This is a genomic window from Streptomyces sp. NRRL S-646, from assembly GCF_000720765.1.
GTDB lineage: Bacteria > Actinomycetota > Actinomycetes > Streptomycetales > Streptomycetaceae > Streptomyces.
Genome location: NZ_JODC01000009.1, coordinates 318660 through 336291 on the forward strand (window position 1 = coordinate 318660; position 17632 = coordinate 336291).

Below are 17632 nucleotides of genomic sequence, written 5' to 3' on the forward strand. Positions count from 1 at the left end.
CCGCGGCCCGGCGCGGGGCAGAGGTGCCGGCCGCGATGCCGCCGAGCCCCGGCGAGGTCCTGCGGACCTCGGATCGAGGGCCGCGGACGGTCGTTCAGATGCGGGTCAGGGCCCAGAACCCCACGGCGTAGCAGGTCAGCGCGAGAAGCAGGAGCGGGATCGCCACCTTGGCGGGCGGGCCGGGACGGCGTGCGGGGCGGGCGCGATGGCTGCGCCGCGTCGGCTCCGGCGAGATTGCCTGCGCGGGAAGCGGAACCTGAGGGGCCTGGGCGGTGTACGAAACAGTAGAGACATCAGCGCGCTGGTACGGCGCCGACGCCGGCGTCATGGCCTGGGCCGGGTGCAGCGGCGTGTGCGACTGGGGGGAGGGCAGTACATGCGTGGGGTCGTGCGGGGAGACGTAGCCGGACTGGTGCTGGCCGCCCTGGTGGGGGTGCGCCTGTGCGTGGGGCATTGGCGGCTGTGGAGCGGGAGTTCGGGCGGAGGAGGTGGTGGCCTGCGGGGGCGGCAGATGGAAGCTGCCGGTGTCCGACATGCTGGGCGGCTGCGTGGGGACAGACGGCTCCGGCCGATGCCGGGGACCCTGACGCGGATCGGGCAGCGGCGTGACATCCGTGGACACCACGGCGTCTGCGTCCGAGACGGACGGCAGAGAGGGCCCCTCTGCCTCAACAGACCGCTCAACGGACCGCGACGGGGCCTCACTTGCAGCGGTCCCGTGAGTGTCGGCCTCCCTCTTCGCCTCCACCCCCGGTGCAGCTTTGAGAGGTCCCGAGGGCACGAACCCCGGCGGAAGCGGGCCGAGTTGGTCGAAGATCTCGATCAACTCGTCGTCGAGACCGGGTTCCGGCAGCAGCTCCCTGGCGGAGGCCAGCGCCTTGCGTGCCCCTGTGGCCGTGCGGAACCGGGCCTGCGGGTCGGGCTGCAGCAGCGTCGCCACAACCTGCCACAGCGGCTCGGGAATGCCCTTCGGCGCGCTCGGCGTCCCATGCGCCGCGAAGTACTGGATGAGCGCCTTGGCGTCAGGCTTGGCACCCTCCAGCAGATACAACGCAACCAGGCCCACCGCGAACAGGTCGGCGGGGAAGTCCGGCTCCGCGCCCATCATCTGCTCGGGCGCGAGATAACCCGGCGTCCCCACCACGAGATTGGTCTCCGTCAGACGCGGTTCACCCAGCCGCATGGCGATGCCGAAGTCGGACAACCGCAGCCGCGGCCGGCCCGTGCCCGTCGCTTCCAGCAGGACATTGGCAGGCTTGATGTCGCGGTGCACCACACCCTCCGCATGCACCGCGGCCAGCCCCGACAGAAGCTGGTCCAGCAAGGTGCACACGAAGGCCGGGGGCAGGGGGCCGTAATCCCCGATCAGATGAACCAGCGAGCCGCCGCCGACGAGGTCCATCGTGAACAGAACCTTGTCGTCGTCGGCGGCCCAGCTGGCCGGCGCCAGCACATGAGGATGATCGATACGCAGAGCCTGCTCGCGGACGAAGCGCAGCAGAGAGTGCGCGTCGCGCTGCTGCAGCACCTTGGCGGCCACATAGCGGCGGCGGCGGTGGTCCCAGGCGCGCCAGACAGCGCCGACTCCTCCGCGCCCGATCGGGTCGACCAGTTCGTACCGGCCGGCGAAGACCTCACCCATGGCTGTGCGTCGCTCCTCCCCCTTCGGCTACCCCCCTTGCTTGCCCCTCGACGGGTGATACGACTCCCCCCAGCGCCGTTCCTCGACGAGTGTGATGAGAGATACGAGCCCCCGCGCCTCCCCTCGGCCGTCGGCCCGGCTGCCGAACCCCCTTCGGCGACCGGGCCACGGGCTCAGCTCTGGTGCGACTGGTAGTGCGTGACCGCGTCGGAGGTGCGGCCGGCGCCGTACACCCGGAGGAACTCTGCCAGTTCCGGATGACTGGGAGCGAGAGTGTCCGCGGCGTCGATGATGTCCCCCGCGGCGGCCACCGAGCGCAGCAGCGACTGGATCTCGCGGACCACCCGCTTGACCGTGGGCGCCCCCGAACTGCTCGTCGTGGTCGTGGTGTTGCTCAGCACCGAGCCCCCCTGCGACTTCTTGATCTCTTCCATGCGCTCCGTGGCCTCGGCCGCGCTCACGCTGCCGTCCGCGACCTGCCCCGCCAGGTCCTGCAGCAGCTGCACCCGCTGCACGACGGCCGGGTTGCCGATCTTCGCCCTCTGGCCGCTCATCAACTGCGACAACATCGGAGCGGACAGCCCCAGCACCCCCGCGAGACGGGCCTGGTTGAGTCCGAGGTCTTCTATGAGCTTACGGAAGAGCGCCCCCAACGGCTCCCCGTACCAGTTCCGCTGCAGTTCCCGCGCTCTTGCGGTCGCTTCCTGCTGTGCGGCGTCCATTGCGTCTCCCCATCGCTTCCCCAAGTACTGTGGTTCGCTGTAGCGAACCACGCCGAGCATCTTACGGAGAGTGGTCGTCCACGGGGACCCCCAATCTTTTTGCGAGATCCCGGGGGTGACCCGGTACTCTGGTCTGCGGCACCCACCGGTACGCGGTTCTTCCGGGGGATGCTCCCTTTCCGGGGCCTTAGCTCAGTTGGTAGAGCGCTGTCTTTGCATGGCAGATGTCAGGGGTTCGACTCCCCTAGGCTCCACACCGAATCCCCTCCGACCTGCGGAAACGCAGATCGGAGGGGATTTTTCGCTACCGCGACCGACACCACCTGGCCGGCTCTCTGCCGCCTGGCGCCGTGCCTCCCGCATCAGCGCCGACGAAGACACGTGCCCTCAACGTCGACGGCACCCGCGCCCTGGTCGCCGAGGCGGAAAGCGTCGACGTCCACCGCACCCTCCTGGAGCCTCACGGCCGTCTACGGCACCGGACCGCACCGCGACCTCACCGAGAACGAACCCCCTCCCGGCCCCGCCTCCGCCACCAGCCGCACCCGGCTACAGACCGAGCAGGCCGTACTCGCCGCCGGCGGCACAGTACTCAGACCACCGCTCGTGTACAGCGCCGGCGGGACAGGTGGTTCGTCCCTGCCGTCGCCGAACTCCTGCAGCGCGTAACGGCGTTGCCGGAAAACGGCCGGACCCGCCTGTCGCTGGTCGCGGTCGACGACCTGGCCCACTGCCCGCCACCCTCGCCCGGACACCCGAGCACGTCCCACCCGGCACCGTGCACCACGCCGCCCATCCGCACGCACCGACCCTGCGCGAGTTCGTCACCCTGCTCGGCGAAACGCTCGGCCTCCCGGTCCCCAGGACAGCCTCTCCCTCCACGACTACCTGACCCGCCTGCACACGACATTCGGACGAGTCAGCGCACACCAGGCCGGGCTGCTCGCAGAGAACCGCCGGTACCGCTCCCCGCTCCGGTCCCGCACCGACTGCACACCCGGACCCGGACACCGGACCAGCCTGAGCGAGGCAGCCCCGTGGTACCGGAAGACACTGACACCGCGGACGCCGTCCGCGAGTGACAGCGCCGCCAGACGTGTTTCACGTGAAACACAGCAATGGGGCGGAAGACCCTCAAGTCTCCCGCCCCACGCCGTAGTTCGGCCCACATCACGTCACCGGCCGTCGTCGCGCTGCGCGGCCTCCTCCTCGGCCTCCTTGGCCTGCACCTCAGGGTCGAGCACCGACTGACCGCTGCCGTCCACCGACGACAGCCGGCCCGACTCCGGAACCTCCGTCGCAGCAGGCGGCTCGACCAGCCAGTCAGGATTGGCCTGCTTGTCCCACCACTTCCAGGCAGCAAAAGCACCGCCCGCGAGAGCACCGAGCACCAGCAACACCTTCGCGGCGCGGCCGGCCCTCGCCCGACGCTCATGCCGACGAACCAGTTTCTGAATCTCCTTCGGCGAGACCTGACCCCGCAGCGCAGCCAAAGCGGCAGCACCGCGCGCGGCGGCCTCGTCCCTGACGGGCCCGGCCACGGCCACCGCCTGCTCCAGCCTCGGCCGGGAATAGTCGGCGGCCTGCCGGGCCGCCTGCCGGGTACGGACGGCAGCCTCATGGGCGGCCTGGTCGACCTTCGGCGGCACATGCGTACGGGCCTGCTCCAGACGCGGCACGACAAGAGCGTCGTACTGGACGCGAGCCTGATCCGCGGCTTGGGACACCTTCGGCGCGAGCCGTACGCGTGCCTCGTGTGCGTAGTGCGCGGCCCTGTCCTTGGCCGTATCGGCGTAGGGCGCCACCACTTCCGCGGCGTGCAGCACGCTGTCCTTCGCCGAACCGGTCGCGGCGCGCACGCTGTCGATGCGGGTCACGGGATCCTCCTCCTCGGTGGCGTACGGTATTTCGACTTTCCACCCTTTTACGGATCATGCCTGTCAACAGACACCGGGGCATGTGAGGGCGGGCATCCGGGTCATGCACACCGACTCAGGACCACCTCGATCAAGAGCCGATCAAGAGCCGATCAAGTCCAATAGAGGATGAATACGGGGCAACAGGCGCTTGTCGTCGACAATGCCACGGATCGCCGCCGAGCGCCCCCGGCCCGGACACACTCGACCGGTTTTCTGCAAGCAACACCCCCCGTCAAGAGCTCACAGACGGGCGCCGGGCGACGCACGACGCAGACCGTGCGAGGATCAGGGGGTCACAGGAAGACAACGGAAGGCAGATCGTGGCTGAGCAGCTTTACGCCACCCTGAAGACCAACAACGGCGACATCGAAGTCCGGCTTCTGCCGAACCACGCGCCCAAGACGGTCCGGAACTTTGTCGAGCTCGCCACGGGCGAGCGTGAGTGGGTCAACCCCGAAACGGGCCAGAAGACCACGGACAAGCTCTACGACGGCACGGTCTTCCACCGGGTGATCAGCGGATTCATGATCCAGGGCGGAGACCCCCTGGGCAACGGCACCGGTGGTCCCGGCTACCAGTTCGAGGACGAATTCCACCCCGACCTCTCCTTCAACAAGCCCTACCTGCTGGCCATGGCCAACGCCGGTCCGGGCACCAACGGCTCGCAGTTCTTCATCACCGTCTCTCCCACGACGTGGCTGAACCGCAAGCACACCATCTTCGGCGAGGTCACCGACGCCGCCAGCCAGAAGGTGATCGACGCCATCGCCACCACCCAGACCAACCCCCGCACCGACCGCCCGGTCAACGACGTCGTCATCGAGTCCGTCGTCGTCGAGACCCGCGAGGGCTGAGACCCACGAGGACCCCACCCGCAAGGTCGAGTCCCCGCACAGCAGGAACCAAACGCCCCGCCCATCCGTAAAGATGGGCGGGGCGGTGCATTTGTGCACAGCACCCGAACGACGACCTAGGGGATCTCATGGACCAGGCGCCAGGCAGCCCACAAGGCCCGGACGACCAGGGACCCCAGCACGCCCAGAGCCTGCCCGGCTGCTACCGCCACCCCGACCGCGAAACCGGCATCCGCTGCACCCGCTGCGAACGCCCCATCTGCCCCGAATGCATGGTCAACGCCTCCGTCGGCTTCCAATGCCCCGAATGCGCCCGCGGCGACTCCGGCACCGGCCACACCCCGGCCGCGACCCGACCCCGCACCATCGCCGGCGGCACCGTCACGGCCGACCCTCGCCTGCTGACCAAGATCCTCATCGGGATCAACGTGGCAGTGTTCATCGCCGTCCACGTACAGACCTCGCTCCTGGACCACCTCGTCCTCATCGGCGAATGGCCCCCGGCACCCTTCAAAGCCACCCAGGGCGTCGCCGACGGCGAGTGGTACCGCCTGGTGACCGCGATGTTCACCCACCAGGAGCCCTGGCACATCGGCTTCAACATGCTCAGCCTCTGGTGGCTCGGCGGCCCCCTCGAAGCCGCCCTCGGACGCGCCCGCTACCTCTCCCTCTACTTCGTCTCGGGCCTCGCGGGCAGCGCCCTCACCTATCTCCTGGCCTCACCGACCGAAGCCTCCCTCGGCGCCTCCGGCGCCATCTTCGGCCTCTTCGGCGCCACCGCCGTCCTCATGCGCCGCCTCAACTACGACATGCGGCCGATCATCGCCCTGCTGGTGATCAACCTGATCTTCACCTTCGGCTGGAGCAACATCGCCTGGCAGGCCCACATCGGCGGCCTCGTCGCCGGCGTCATCACCGGCTACGCCATGGTCCACGCCCCACGCGAGCGCCGCGCCCTCGTCCAGTACGGCACCTGCGCCCTGGTCCTGGTCGTCGTAGTGGTCCTGACCCTGCTCAGGACGGCTCAGCTCACCTGACGTGCCCACTTGTCCACAGCGGGTTGCGAGTCTTGTGCATAGCGTGCGGGAACAGCTGTGCCCCCTGTCACCGACCAGTGTTTCAGCAGGTCAGGCAGGGGGCGAACAGGTTTGCGAAGCCGGGTGGGATGGTCGTATCGGCGTCAACCGGCGACTGGTTATCCACAGATGGTCGTTCTTTTCCCCAGGGGTTCTGTGGATTTTTCTGCAGGCTGTGGATAACTCAGCGGATAGCCCTGGGCAGGGCTATGTTCACCGAGGTGTGGCCGTTACTTCCACTGCGTGGAGACGCCGAATCCGGCTGCGATGAAGCCGAAGCCCACCACGATGTTCCAGTTGTCCAGGGCATCGATGGGCAGCGAACCGTCGGTCACGTAGAAGACGACGATCCAGGCGAGGCCGATGAGGAACATGGCCAGCATGACGGGCGCGACCCAGGCGCGGCTGTTCAGCTTGATGCTGGTCGCCTGCTTCGCCGGCGGCGGCGTGTAGTCGGCCTTCTTGCGGATACGTGACTTCGGCACGAGGGTCTCTCCTGTCGATGCGCTGCGTGGCCGCGCAGGGAACTGTGGCTGGCTCCGGAGCAGCGTACAAGGGGACTCTTAGGGCTCCCCCGGGCGTCCGTTAGCGTAGTGCTTCCGCGGCGCCGAAGGAGATAAGGGTACGTTGAGCAATTCTGCCGACTCCCCCCAGGACGGATCCAGTCCTGCCCGCGGACGCCGTTTCCGGCCGGTGCGGGTGCTCACCGTGGCCGTCTTCGCCCTCGCGGGGCTCATTTTCTTCACCAGTTTCAATACGGCCAAGGGCACCAATATCCGTACGGACACGTCCTTGCTGAAGCTTTCCGACCTCATCCAGGAGCGCAGCCGCAAGAACGGCGAACTGGACGAGTCCAACGGCTCCCTGCGTCGGGAGGTCGAGTCCTTCGCCGAGCGTGACGACGGCAGCACCAAGGCACAGGACGAGAAGCTCGCGGGCCTGGAGAAGGGTGCGGGCACGCAGAAGCTGAAGGGTGAGGCGATCACCGTCACGCTCAACGACGCTCCGCCGGACGCCACCGCCAAGCTCCCCGGCTATCCCGAGCCGCAGCCCGACTACCTGGTCATCCACCAGCAGGATCTGCAGGCCGTGGTGAACGCGCTCTGGCAGGGCGGCGCCAAGGGCATCAAGGTGATGGACCAGCGGCTGATCTCCACCAGTGCCGTGCGCTGTGTGGGCAACACCCTGATCCTTCAGGGGCGCGTCTACTCACCGCCGTACAAGATCACGGCGATCGGGGATCCCGACAAGCTGAACAAGGCGCTGTCGGATTCCTCGGCGATCCAGAACTACATGGTCTACGTGAATGTGTACGGCCTGGGCTGGAAAGTGACCCACGACGGGACGGTGACTCTGCCCGGTTACTCGGGCACAGTGGATCTGCACTACGCCCAGCCCGTGGAGTGAACTGAGCCGTTTCGGGAGCTGCCGGTGCGCGTCGTCGTCAGGACCGTCAGTGAGCTCTGTATCACCGTGGGTAGCCTGATCGTCCTCTTCGTCGTCTATGTGTTGTTCTGGACCGGCGTGCGGGCGGACGGCGCGATGAACCACCAGATCGATGTCCTGCAGGAGCAGTGGGCGAAGCAGACGGCGCATCCGGCGGCCACTGCCGCGCCGGGTGCTTCGGCCGGTCCCAGGAGGCCGGCGCCGTATGTCAGGGGCAAGCCCTTCGCGATCATGTACATCCCGCGGCTTGGTTTCACGTGGAACAAGCCCGTGCTCGAGGACACCGCCGTGAGCACGCTGAAGAAGGGGCTCGGTCACTACGCGAACACGGCGCAGCTGGGGCAGGAGGGGAACTTCGCGGTGGCGGGGCACCGGCGGACGTACGGAGATCCGTTCGTGGACTTCCCCAGGCTGAGGCCCGGTGACGCGGTGGTGCTGACCGACGGGACCACCTGGTTCACGTATCGGATCGACAAAGGGCCCTACAAAACTGTGCCGACGGACGTTGAGGTGATCGATCCTGTGCCACGTAAGTCGGGGTACACGCGTGAGGGCCGTTATCTGACCCTCACCACGTGCGATCCGGAGTGGGGGCACAGCCATCGGCTGATTGTCTGGGCGCATCTGGATTCCACACAGCCTGTGGAGGCCGGGAAACCAGAGGCGCTGCGCCGTTAGTCTGGTGCGGGTACGGCGTGAGTCTGGTGCCGTGGTGGAACGGAAGGGACGGCATGTACGGCTGGATCTGGCGGCATCTGCCGGGCAACGCGTGGGTGAGGGCGCTGATCTCACTCCTGCTGGTCCTGGCCGTGGTTTATGTCCTGTTCCAGTACGTCTTCCCGTGGGCCGAACCGCTGCTGCCCTTCAACGATGTGACGGTGGACAACCAGTGAGTGCGCGGATTCTCGTCGTCGACAACTACGACAGCTTCGTCTTCAACCTGGTGCAGTACCTGTACCAGCTGGGCGCCGAGTGCGAGGTGCTGCGCAACGACGAGGTGTCGACGGCGCATGCACAGGACGGTTTCGACGGTGTGCTGTTGTCGCCGGGTCCGGGTACGCCGGAGGAGGCGGGCGTCTGCATCGAGATGGTGCGGCACTGCGCGGCGACCGGTGTCCCGGTGTTCGGTGTCTGCCTGGGCATGCAGTCGATGCAGGTGGCGTACGGCGGTGTGGTGGACCGTGCGCCCGAGCTGCTGCACGGCAAGACCTCGCTGGTCGAGCACGAGGGCAGGGGCGTCTTCGCCGGGCTGCCCTCGCCGTTCACGGCGACGCGCTACCACTCGCTGGCTGCGGAGCCGGAGACGGTGCCGGCCGAGTTGGAGGTGACGGCGCGTACGCACGACGGGATCATCATGGGCCTCAGGCACCGTGAACTCCCGGTCGAGGGTGTGCAGTTCCACCCGGAGTCGGTGCTGACCGAGCACGGTCACCGGATGCTGGCCAACTGGCTGGTGGAGTGCGGCGACCAGGGTGCCGTGGCGAGGTCGGCGGGGCTCGCCCCGGTGGTGGGCAGGGCCACGGCGTGACCGCGCTGCGCCCCGAGCGCGAGTCCGCCGCCTCGTACGGGCAGGAGCCGTACGAGGGGTACGAGTCGTACGAGGGGTATGAGGCGCCTGGTGGGTTTGAGGCGTCCGGTGCATTCGAGACCTCCGGTGCGTTCGATGAGTGGAACGGCGGGGCGGCGGGGCAGCAGGGGCAGCCCGGCGGGTATGCGGCGGCCGCGGAGCCGTACGCAGCGCCGGTGGAGGAGCCGTACGTACCGCCGCTGGTGGAGGAGCCCGAGCCGTATCTCCCGCCCGTCGACGAGGAGACGGTGGCTCTGCGGATACCGGAGCCGCCGGCGGGCGGTTCCATGTCGCCCTCTGACGCCTCAACAGCCACGTCTGCCACAGGAACCACTCCGGGCGGCCGAGCGGCCCGCAGGAAGGCCGCCAAGCGCCGTCATGGGCGCCATGGGGGCGCTCGTACGACTTCGGAGGCCGCGGAAGGCGTCGAGGAGACGTCCGCCGACGGTTCCAAGGCTCCGCTTTCGCGCGTGGAGGCACGTCGGCAGGCGCGTGCACGCAAGCCCAGTCCGGGCGTCGTCGCGAGCCGGGCGATCGGTGAGGTGTTCATCACCACCGGCGTACTGATGCTGCTGTTCGTCACCTACCAGCTGTGGTGGACGAACGTCCGGGCGCATGCGACGGCGGACAAGGAGACCAGCACCCTGCAGAACGACTGGGCGAGCGGGAAGCGCGCGCCGGGCGAGTTCGAGCCGGGCCAGGGCTTCGCGATCCTCCACATCCCGGAGCTGGACGTGGTCGTGCCGATCGCCCAGGGCGTGAGCAACAAGCAGGTGCTCGACAAGGGCATGGTCGGTCACTACAGCGAGGGCAAGCTGAAGACGGCGATGCCCGACGCGAAGACCGGCAACTTCGCGCTGGCGGGCCACCGCAACACGCATGGCGAGCCTTTCCGGTACATCAACAAGCTGAAGCAGGGCGACGAGGTCGTCGTCGAGACGCAGGACAAGTACTTCGTCTACAAGGTGACGTCGATGCTGCCGGTGACGTCGCCGAGCAATACGAGCGTGATCGGTCCCGTGCCGCCCCAGTCGGGTTTCACCAAGCCGGGCCGGTACATCACGCTGACGACCTGTACTCCGGAGTTCACCAGCAAGTACCGGTTGATCGTCTGGGGCAAGATGGTCGAGGAACGGCCGCGCAGCAAGGGCAAGCCGGATGCGCTCGTCGAGTAGGGGCAGATGAACGTGGCAGCGACCACCGACGACACTCAAGAGGACACGGACGCGCCCGCGGCGCCACCGGCCCGCCGCCGCGGCATGGGCCGTATCGCGGCGGCGGTGAGCGTCTTCGGTGAACTCCTCATCACGGCGGGCCTGGTGCTGGGCCTGTTCGTCGTGTACTCGCTCTGGTGGACGAACGTCATAGCCGACCGGGCGGCGGCCAAGCAGGGCGACAAGGTCCGCGACACCTGGGCCCACGAGGGCGGGGCCACGGGCCCCGGCGCGCTGGACACCAAGAACGGCATCGGCTTCCTGCACGTCCCTGCCATGAAGAACGGCGAGGTCCTGGTGGAGAAGGGCACGTCGACGAAGGTCCTCAACGACGGCGTGGCCGGCTACTACACGGACCCGGTCAAGGCGACGCTGCCGACCACGGGCAAGAAGGGCAACTTCACGCTGGCCGCCCACCGGGACGGCCACGGCGCGAAGTTCCACAACATCGACAAGCTGAAGGTCGGCGACGCGATCGTCTTCGAGACGAAGGACAAGTGGTACATCTACAAGGTGTACGACGTCCTCGACGAGACCTCGAAGTTCAACGTGAAGGTCATCTCGCAGATCCCGAAGGAGTCGGGGAAGAAGAAGGCGGGCCACTACATCACGCTGACCACGTGTACGCCGGTGTATACGAGCCGGTATCGGTATGTGGTGTGGGGGGAGTTGGTGCGGGTGGACAAGGTGGACAGTAAGAGGACGCCGCCAAAGGAATTGCGGTGAGGTGACTGAGCGCCTCGAAGGCGCTCAGTCACGTAGCATGACGAAGGCCCGAAGCCGCAACCATCCTTTGCGGCTTCGGGCCTCTCTGCTTCAGGCCGTGCTTACTCGAGAATCTTCAGCGGTTCCCCAGCGCTCCACTCCTCCAGCATCCCGCGGTGTACGGCCGTGATGTTGGTCTCGACCGCGAGTTGCAGGGCGTCGGGGGTGAAGGGGCACGTTGCCACGAAGAGTGCCACCTGCGCGTTGTAGAGAACCTTCGCCGAGCCGATGAACTTCTGGATGTCGGGGCTGGTGATCGTGAGGTATGGCGCGTACCTCTTGCATTGGGCGACGAGGCGACGTCCATCCGGGGTGCGCCCGACGACGTCGACGCCTCGGTCTCCATGGCCGCCGACGACGAAGACGTCCGTGCATCCGTCGCGGCTCAGCAGTTTGGCAATGTGGTGCTCGAAGGTGCGGGCGTTCATGGCGTCCATGGCGGCCATGACTCCGACGGCGGGACGGTCGTCTCGTACGCCTTCGAGTCGCTGCAGCCGGGCGTGGTGCTGGTGGAGCCGTCGTTCGATGCGCTGGACTCCTGCGCGGAGGGCGATCAATTCCTTGCGGTGCTCGCCCGAGGTTTCGATCAGGGCGTTGAACATTGGCACGACCGTCTTGCCGAGGATGTGGGTGATGCGTTGGTCGATGCGGTCGTCGAGGGAGACGGCCTCTGTTTGAACGGGGTTGTCCACAGGCTGTGTGCGTGCCAGGAACTCCATGTCGAGGAGGTAGGTGCGCACCTGGCGGGCGACAACGCTGTCGCGGAGGAGCATGGCGATGTTGAGTACAGCGCGCCGGGAGTAGATGGTGAGGCTCCGGCGGGCCTGTGGATAACTGCCCAGCGAGAGTGACATGTTGTCACTCTCGAATTTCCTGAGATCAGCTCCTCGTAGGACCGTCATCCCGTTGGCTTCCAGCTCCTCGCGGTGGCGCTTGGCGAGCTGTCGGATGACTTCGACGGTCACGCCGAAGTACGTCGCTACCATCGCCGTGGTCACGTGCATCCCGTCCGGCAGCAGTGACAGCGCCTTGACTCTGTCGAGTACGTCCGTGCGCGCCAGCACGCTGTCGCGCAGGGACTTGGACTCCAGTAGCGCCGATTCGTTGATCACGTTCTGCCCTTCCATTCGCGGTGTGGCCATACGGCCAGGGCAGAGCTCCGACACCCCACCCCATCCGATCAACGAGTCGGCACATATGAAGACACGATCGACGCAAGAACAAACGTCTGTCCGCGAGGTCTTCCATCCCTGGTCGGTGGCAGACAGATGGGCCCCTGCCGGGAAGTCCGGCAGGGGCCCATCGATGCAGGTGGGGTGCGTCAGCCGCTCGTACCGCCGAAGATGTTGGTACCTCCGTCGTTCCCGCCGTTGCCGTTCCCGCCGAGGGTCGTCAGGTTGACCGGCGTGCCCTGGTCGACCGTGCTGCCTGGGGTCGGGTCCGAGCCGACGACGATGGCGTTGTCGTCCTGGGAGCCGTTGATGTTGCCTACCTGGAGACCCGCCTGCTGTAGGGCATTCTTGACGTCCTTCAGCTTCTGGCCCTGGATGTTGTTCGGCACCTGGACCTGGTTGTTCTGCTTCTGGCCGATGTTGATCTGCACCGCGGTGTTCTTCTTGACCGGGGTGCCGATCGCCGGGTTGGTCGAGATGACCTTGTTGACCTGGTTGTCGTCGGTGGTGGGTGCGTTGACGCAGTTGCCGGTCAGGCCGACGGCCTGCAGTGCGGCCTTGGCGTCGTCGCAGGACTTGCCAGTGACCTCGGGCACCGGGACCGTCTCCGGGGCCTTGGCCACGGTGAGGGTGATCGTGGTGCCCTTCTCCTTCTCCGAGCCGCCCTTCGGGTTCTGCTGGAGGACGAGGCCCTCGGGCTGGTCGGACTCCTGGGTCTTCTGCTCGACTTGGAAGCCCTTGTCCTCGAGCTTGGACTTCGCCTGGTCGAACTGCAGGCGCGTGACGTCCGGTACGGCCACCTTCGGAGCGCCTGTCGACACCACGAGGTTGACCGGCTCCCCCTTCTTGAGACTGGTGCCCTTGCCCGGGTCCTGCGAGCAGACATTGCCCTTGCTCTGGTCCTCGCAGGGCTGCTTCTTGACCGTCCCGACCTTGAGGCCGATGTTGTCCAGCTGACTCCGGGCGTCGCTCTCGCTCAGGCTGACGAGGTTGGGTACATCCACCTTGTCGTTCCCGACGCCCCCGTTCCCGCTGAACGCATACTTCCCGATCAGGATCGCGCCCACCAGCACCAGGATGCCCGCCACGACCAGCAGGATCGTAGACGTGTTGGACTTCTTCTGTCGGCGGCGGGAGCGGTCGTCGTAGCCGTAGCCGCCGTCGTCCGGGTTCATCGGGGGCAGCATCGACGTGGCGCCGGCGTCCGTGGCGCGCAGGGCCGTGGTCGGCTGGTCGTCGGGGTAGCCGCCGTAGCCGACGGATCCCATGGCCGCTGTGGCCGCGACCGGCTGGCCGTCGAGGCAGGCCTCGATGTCGGCGCGCATCTCGTCGGCGGACTGGTAGCGGTAGTTCGGGTCCTTGACCAGGGCCCTCAGGACGATGGCGTCCATTTCGGGTGTGATCTCGGGGTCGAAGACGGAGGGCGGCTGGGCTTCCTCACGTACGTGCTGGTACGCGACGGCGACCGGGGAGTCGCCGACGAAAGGGGGGCGTACGGTCAGGAGTTCGTAGAGCAGGCAGCCGGTCGAGTACAGGTCGGAGCGGGCGTCGACCTGCTCGCCCTTCGCCTGCTCCGGTGACAGGTACTGCGCGGTGCCGATGACGGCGGCCGTCTGCGTCATGGTCATGCCGGAGTCGCCCATGGCGCGGGCGATGCCGAAGTCCATGACCTTGACCTGGCCGTTGCGCGTCAGCATGACGTTGGCCGGCTTGATGTCGCGGTGGACGATGCCGCTGCGGTGGGCGTACTCCAGGCCCTGGAGGATGCCGATGGTCATCTCCATCGCGCGCTCCGGCAGCAGCTTGCGGCCACTATGAAGAAGCTCACGCAGGGTGGAGCCGTCGACGTACTCCATCACGATGTACGGGATCGAGACCCCGTCGATGTAGTCCTCGCCCGTGTCGTAGACCGCGACGATCGCGGGATGGTTGAGCGAGGCGGCCGACTGGGCCTCCCGGCGGAACCGGGCCTGGAAGGAAGGGTCGCGTGCGAGGTCCGCGCGCAGTGTCTTCACCGCCACCTGGCGCCCGAGGCGGGTGTCATGCGCGAGGTAGACCTCCGCCATGCCACCACGACCGAGCACCTGGCCCAGTTCGTACCGGCCGCCGAGGCGACGCGGCTCTTCCATAGCTCCTACCAGCCCTCTCCGTCGGTCCCGACTCACACGTGTGTGCGGCCGGAGGCTGCCGTCCGGGCCTACCGTACCCGGCTAGCTTTGTGTGACCTGGCTAAGTGCGTCACCCGATACAGGACCGGTATCGCAACGTGCACCGTTGTGAAGGGGACGTGAGCGGGGTCACTTCTTGGAGTTGATGACCGCCTCCATCACGCTCTTCGCGATCGGGGCCGCGAGGCCGCCGCCGGAGATGTCGTCACGGTTGGCGTTGTCGTCCTCGATGACCACGGCCACGGCGACCGGTGAGCTGCCGTCGCTGAGCCTGGCGTAGGAGATGAACCAGGCGTACGGGTTCTCGCTGTTCTCCACGCCGTGCTGGGCGGTACCGGTCTTGCCGCCGACGGTGACGCCGCCGCCGATCTGGGCCTTCTGGCCGGTGCCGTCCTTGACGACGGTCTCCATCATCGACTGCAGGATCTGCGCGTTCTTGGGCGACAGGGGCTGGCTGAGCTCCTGCGGGTCGGTCTGCGAGATGGTGTCGACGTTGGACGACTGGAGCTTGTCGACCATGTACGGCTTCATCAGCTTGCCGTTGTTGGCGACGGCGGAGGCGACCATGGCCATCTGCAGGGGGGTCGCGGCGGTGTTGTACTGGCCGATCGAGGACAGCGCGGTCTGCGAGGAGTTCATGTTGTCGGAGAACACCGAGGCGCTGGAGCGGACCGGGGTGAACTGCTCGGAGTCGAAGCCGAACTTCTTCGCCTCGGCGAGCATCTTGTCGTTGCCGAGGTCAGAGCCGATCTTGCCGAACACGGTGTTGCAGGACACCTTCAGGGCGACCCGCATCGGCGCGTTCTTGCAGGGGATGTTGCCCTCGTTCTTCAGCTCGGTCGTCGTGCCCTTCATGATGTACGGCAGCGGCGAGTTCGTGTTCTCGTCGGCGGAGTTGTACAGCCCGTTCTCCAGCGCGGCCGCGGCCGTGACCACCTTGAAGGTGGAGCCCGGCGGGTAGGTCTCGCGCAGTGCGCGGTTGAGCATCGGGTCGGACTTGTTGTTCTTCTTCTGGAGCGCGGTCCAGTTCTTGGAGTCCGTCGACGTGGAGTTCCCGGCGAACGACGAGGGGTCGTACGACGGGTACGAGGCCAGCGCCAGGATCTTGCCGGTGGACGGGTCGAGCGCGGCTACGGCGCCCTTGCCGCCCTGGGACTTCAGTCCGTTGTAAGCGGCCTTCTGCGCTGCGGAGTTGAGGGTGGTGACGACGTTACCGCCCGCCTTCTCCTTGCCCGTGATCATGTCGAGGGTGTTGCGGAAGAAGAGCCGGTCGTCGGTGCCGGTGAGGATGCCGTCCTCGATGGACTCCAGCTGGTTGGCGCCGAAGGCCTGCGAGGCGTATCCGGTGACCGGCGCCCACATGGGGCCGTTCTTGTAGGTGCGCTTGTACTTGAGGTCGTTCAGGCCGCTGGTGCTGGTCGTGGTGGACCCGGTGATGGGGTCGCCGTCGACGATGATGTCGCCGCGTGGGGTGGAGTAGCGGGCGATGGTGACGCGGCGGTTCTTCGGGTCGTCCTTGAGGCTGTCGGACTTGACGTACTGGAGCCAGTTGTCGCGGAGGAGCAGTGCGAGGACCAGCAGGCCGCAGAAGATCGCGATCCGGCGCAGGGGCTTGTTCATGACGGGCGGACCACCTGGGTCATCTCGGCGTCGGGGTTGCCGGCGGGCGCGGGCGCCGGGCGGCGGGCAGTGTCGCTGATTCTGATCAGGATGCCGATCAGGGCCCAGTTGGCGATGACGGAGGAACCGCCGTACGCCAGGAACGGCATCGTCATACCGGTCAGCGGGATGAGCCCCATGACGCCGCCTGCGACGACGAAGACCTGGAGGGCGAAGGCGCCGGAGAGACCGATGGCGAGCAGCTTGCCGAAGGGGTCCCGGGCGGCGAGGGCGGTGCGGACACCGCGTTCCACGATCAGGCCGTAGATCAGCAGGATCGCCATTAGGCCGGCGAGGCCCAGCTCCTCGCCGAAGGTGGCGAGGATGAAGTCGGAGTTGGCGGCGAAGCGGATGAGTTCGGAGTGTCCCTGGCCCCAGCCGGTGCCGAGGGTGCCGCCGGAGCCGAAGGCCCACAGGGCCTGCTGCAGCTGGTCGGAGTGGACTCCGCTGACGCCCGGGGTGCGGCTGAGCACGTACTCGTGCATCGGGTTGAGCCAGGCCTGGACACGGGTCTGGACGTGCGGCTCGAAACTCGCCACGCCGACGGCGCCGGCCGCGGACATCAGCAGACCGAAGACGATCCAGCTGGTCCGCTCGGTGGCGACGTACAGCATGATGACGAACATTCCGAAGAACAGCAGCGACGTACCGAGGTCGGTTTCGAACACCAGGATGAGGATCGAGATCATCCAGACGACGATGATCGGGCCGAGGTCGCGGCCGCGCGGCAGGTACAGGCCCATGAAGCGGCGGCTGGCGAGGGCGAGGGCGTCGCGCTTCACCATCAGGTAGCCGGCGAAGAAGATGGCCAGCACGATCTTGGCGAACTCACCGGGCTGGATGGTGAAGCTACCGATCTTGATCCAGATCTTGGCGCCGTAGGTGAGATCGGCGCCGAGGCCCGGGACCAGCGGGAGCAGCAGCAGGACCAGCGCGCCCGCCATGGAGATGTACGTGTACCGCTGCAGGACGCGGTGGTCCTTGAGGAAGATCAGCGCGATGACGAACAGGGCGATGCCCAGCGCGGTGTAGATCAGCTGGTTGGTCGCCTTGCCGCCGGCGACTCCGATGGACTGCAGCAGCTTGGACTGGTCGAGGCGCCAGATGGCGACGAGGCCGAGTCCGTTCAGGAGCGTGGCCAGAGGCAGCAGCAGCGGGTCCGCGTACGGGGCGAACTTCCGTACGGCGAGATGGCCGACGCCGGCCAGCAGACCGAGGCCCAGACCGTAGCCGAGTAGCCCGGTCGGCACCTTGTCGTCGATGGCCAGGCCCACGTTGGCGTACGCGAAGACCGGGATGACGACGGCGAACAGGAGGAGCGCGAGCTCGGTGTTGCGCCGGCTCGGTGCGCCGATCGCGCCGATCGTGGACGTATGGTGCGTCGGTGTGTTGGTAGTACTGCTCATCGTGTGACAGGGCCTCTCACGG

The 17632-nt window shown here is 67.2% G+C and carries 16 protein-coding genes and 1 tRNA gene; 9 read left to right on the plus strand and 8 right to left on the minus strand.

The window, feature by feature from the left end; genetic code table 11:
- Positions 1-94: 94 nt before the first annotated feature.
- Positions 95-1642 (minus strand): serine/threonine-protein kinase, encoded by a 1548-nt coding sequence (locus tag IH68_RS0124810; protein WP_030938994.1) that lies wholly within the window; start codon positions 1640-1642, stop codon positions 95-97.
- A 173-nt stretch (positions 1643-1815) separates the two neighbouring features.
- Complete coding sequence (locus IH68_RS0124815; RefSeq protein WP_030938997.1) at positions 1816-2364, minus strand: helix-turn-helix domain-containing protein; 549 nt, start codon at positions 2362-2364, stop codon at positions 1816-1818.
- A 181-nt stretch (positions 2365-2545) separates the two neighbouring features.
- On the opposite strand from IH68_RS0124815, the gene IH68_RS0124820 reads away from it, so the two are divergent.
- Positions 2546-2618 (plus strand) — tRNA-Ala (locus IH68_RS0124820).
- Positions 2619-3539: 921 nt separating this feature from the next.
- On the opposite strand, the gene IH68_RS0124825 is transcribed toward IH68_RS0124820, so the two are convergent.
- Complete coding sequence (locus IH68_RS0124825; protein ID WP_030938999.1) at positions 3540-4241, minus strand: DUF5324 family protein; 702 nt, start codon at positions 4239-4241, stop codon at positions 3540-3542.
- Between the two features lie 362 nt (positions 4242-4603).
- Here IH68_RS0124825 and IH68_RS0124830 point away from each other — a divergent pair, with 362 nt between their 5' ends.
- Together IH68_RS0124830 and IH68_RS0124835 are read left to right on the plus strand one after the other, a co-directional pair.
- A complete protein-coding gene (locus tag IH68_RS0124830; protein WP_030939002.1) occupies positions 4604-5137 on the plus strand; it encodes a peptidylprolyl isomerase in 534 nt (177 codons plus the stop codon).
- A gap of 128 nt (positions 5138-5265) precedes the next feature.
- Entirely contained in the window at positions 5266-6174 is a 909-nt protein-coding gene (locus IH68_RS0124835) for a rhomboid family intramembrane serine protease (RefSeq protein WP_030939005.1), read from the plus strand.
- Between the two features lie 269 nt (positions 6175-6443).
- Here IH68_RS0124835 and crgA read toward each other — a convergent pair whose 3' ends face one another.
- Positions 6444-6698: a cell division protein CrgA gene (gene crgA / locus IH68_RS0124840; protein WP_030939008.1), complete on the minus strand. Its 255-nt coding sequence runs from the start codon at positions 6696-6698 to the stop codon at positions 6444-6446.
- Between the two features lie 142 nt (positions 6699-6840).
- Here crgA and IH68_RS0124845 point away from each other — a divergent pair, with 142 nt between their 5' ends.
- From IH68_RS0124845 to IH68_RS0124870, 6 genes are read left to right on the plus strand one after another with little or no spacing between them, the layout of a single operon-like run.
- Entirely contained in the window at positions 6841-7620 is a 780-nt protein-coding gene (locus IH68_RS0124845; RefSeq protein ID WP_030939011.1) for a DUF881 domain-containing protein, read from the plus strand.
- A 24-nt stretch (positions 7621-7644) separates the two neighbouring features.
- Positions 7645-8337, plus strand: a complete 693-nt coding sequence (locus IH68_RS0124850; protein ID WP_030939014.1) for a class E sortase — start codon at positions 7645-7647, stop codon at positions 8335-8337.
- Positions 8338-8354: 17 nt separating this feature from the next.
- Positions 8355-8552: a hypothetical protein gene (locus IH68_RS55475; protein ID WP_199931925.1), complete on the plus strand. Its 198-nt coding sequence runs from the start codon at positions 8355-8357 to the stop codon at positions 8550-8552.
- Positions 8549-9187, plus strand: coding sequence for an aminodeoxychorismate/anthranilate synthase component II (locus tag IH68_RS0124860; protein ID WP_030939022.1), 639 nt, complete (start codon positions 8549-8551; stop codon positions 9185-9187). Before IH68_RS55475 ends, IH68_RS0124860 begins: the two co-directional genes overlap by 4 nt.
- Positions 9184-10401, plus strand: a complete 1218-nt coding sequence (locus IH68_RS0124865; RefSeq protein ID WP_030939025.1) for a class E sortase — start codon at positions 9184-9186, stop codon at positions 10399-10401. Before IH68_RS0124860 ends, IH68_RS0124865 begins: the two co-directional genes overlap by 4 nt.
- Before the next feature lie 12 nt (positions 10402-10413).
- On the plus strand, positions 10414-11166 hold the full coding sequence (locus tag IH68_RS0124870) for a class E sortase (RefSeq protein WP_037885161.1): 753 nt from the start codon (positions 10414-10416) through the stop codon (positions 11164-11166).
- A gap of 101 nt (positions 11167-11267) precedes the next feature.
- Here IH68_RS0124870 and IH68_RS0124875 read toward each other — a convergent pair whose 3' ends face one another.
- The 4 genes from IH68_RS0124875 to IH68_RS0124890 all read right to left on the minus strand — a co-directional run bounded on the left by IH68_RS0124875 (position 11268) and on the right by IH68_RS0124890 (position 17610).
- Positions 11268-12347 (minus strand): restriction endonuclease, encoded by a 1080-nt coding sequence (locus tag IH68_RS0124875; RefSeq protein WP_234341552.1) that lies wholly within the window; start codon positions 12345-12347, stop codon positions 11268-11270.
- A gap of 179 nt (positions 12348-12526) precedes the next feature.
- Positions 12527-14506, minus strand: a complete 1980-nt coding sequence (pknB, locus tag IH68_RS0124880; RefSeq protein ID WP_030939034.1) for a Stk1 family PASTA domain-containing Ser/Thr kinase — start codon at positions 14504-14506, stop codon at positions 12527-12529.
- 168 nt (positions 14507-14674) lie between these two features.
- Positions 14675-16165: a penicillin-binding transpeptidase domain-containing protein gene (locus IH68_RS0124885; protein WP_030939037.1), complete on the minus strand. Its 1491-nt coding sequence runs from the start codon at positions 16163-16165 to the stop codon at positions 14675-14677.
- On the minus strand, positions 16162-17610 hold the full coding sequence (locus tag IH68_RS0124890) for an FtsW/RodA/SpoVE family cell cycle protein (protein ID WP_030939040.1): 1449 nt from the start codon (positions 17608-17610) through the stop codon (positions 16162-16164). Before IH68_RS0124890 ends, IH68_RS0124885 begins: the two co-directional genes overlap by 4 nt.
- Positions 17611-17632 lie beyond the last annotated feature (22 nt).

Bases quoted from the DNA above. Each gene is read 5' to 3' on its own strand.
- IH68_RS0124810 (WP_030938994.1), bottom strand. From the start codon at position 1,642: ATGGGTGAGGTCTTCGCCGGCCGGTACGAACTGGTCGACCCGATCGGG.
- IH68_RS0124815 (WP_030938997.1), bottom strand. From the start codon at position 2,364: ATGGACGCCGCACAGCAGGAAGCGACCGCAAGAGCGCGGGAACTGCAG.
- IH68_RS0124835 (WP_030939005.1), top strand. From the start codon at position 5,266: ATGGACCAGGCGCCAGGCAGCCCACAAGGCCCGGACGACCAGGGACCC.
- IH68_RS0124875 (WP_234341552.1), bottom strand. From the start codon at position 12,347: ATGGCCACACCGCGAATGGAAGGGCAGAACGTGATCAACGAATCGGCG.
- pknB (WP_030939034.1), bottom strand. From the start codon at position 14,506: ATGGAAGAGCCGCGTCGCCTCGGCGGCCGGTACGAACTGGGCCAGGTG.
- IH68_RS0124885 (WP_030939037.1), bottom strand. From the start codon at position 16,165: ATGAACAAGCCCCTGCGCCGGATCGCGATCTTCTGCGGCCTGCTGGTC.
- IH68_RS0124890 (WP_030939040.1), bottom strand. From the start codon at position 17,610: ATGAGCAGTACTACCAACACACCGACGCACCATACGTCCACGATCGGC.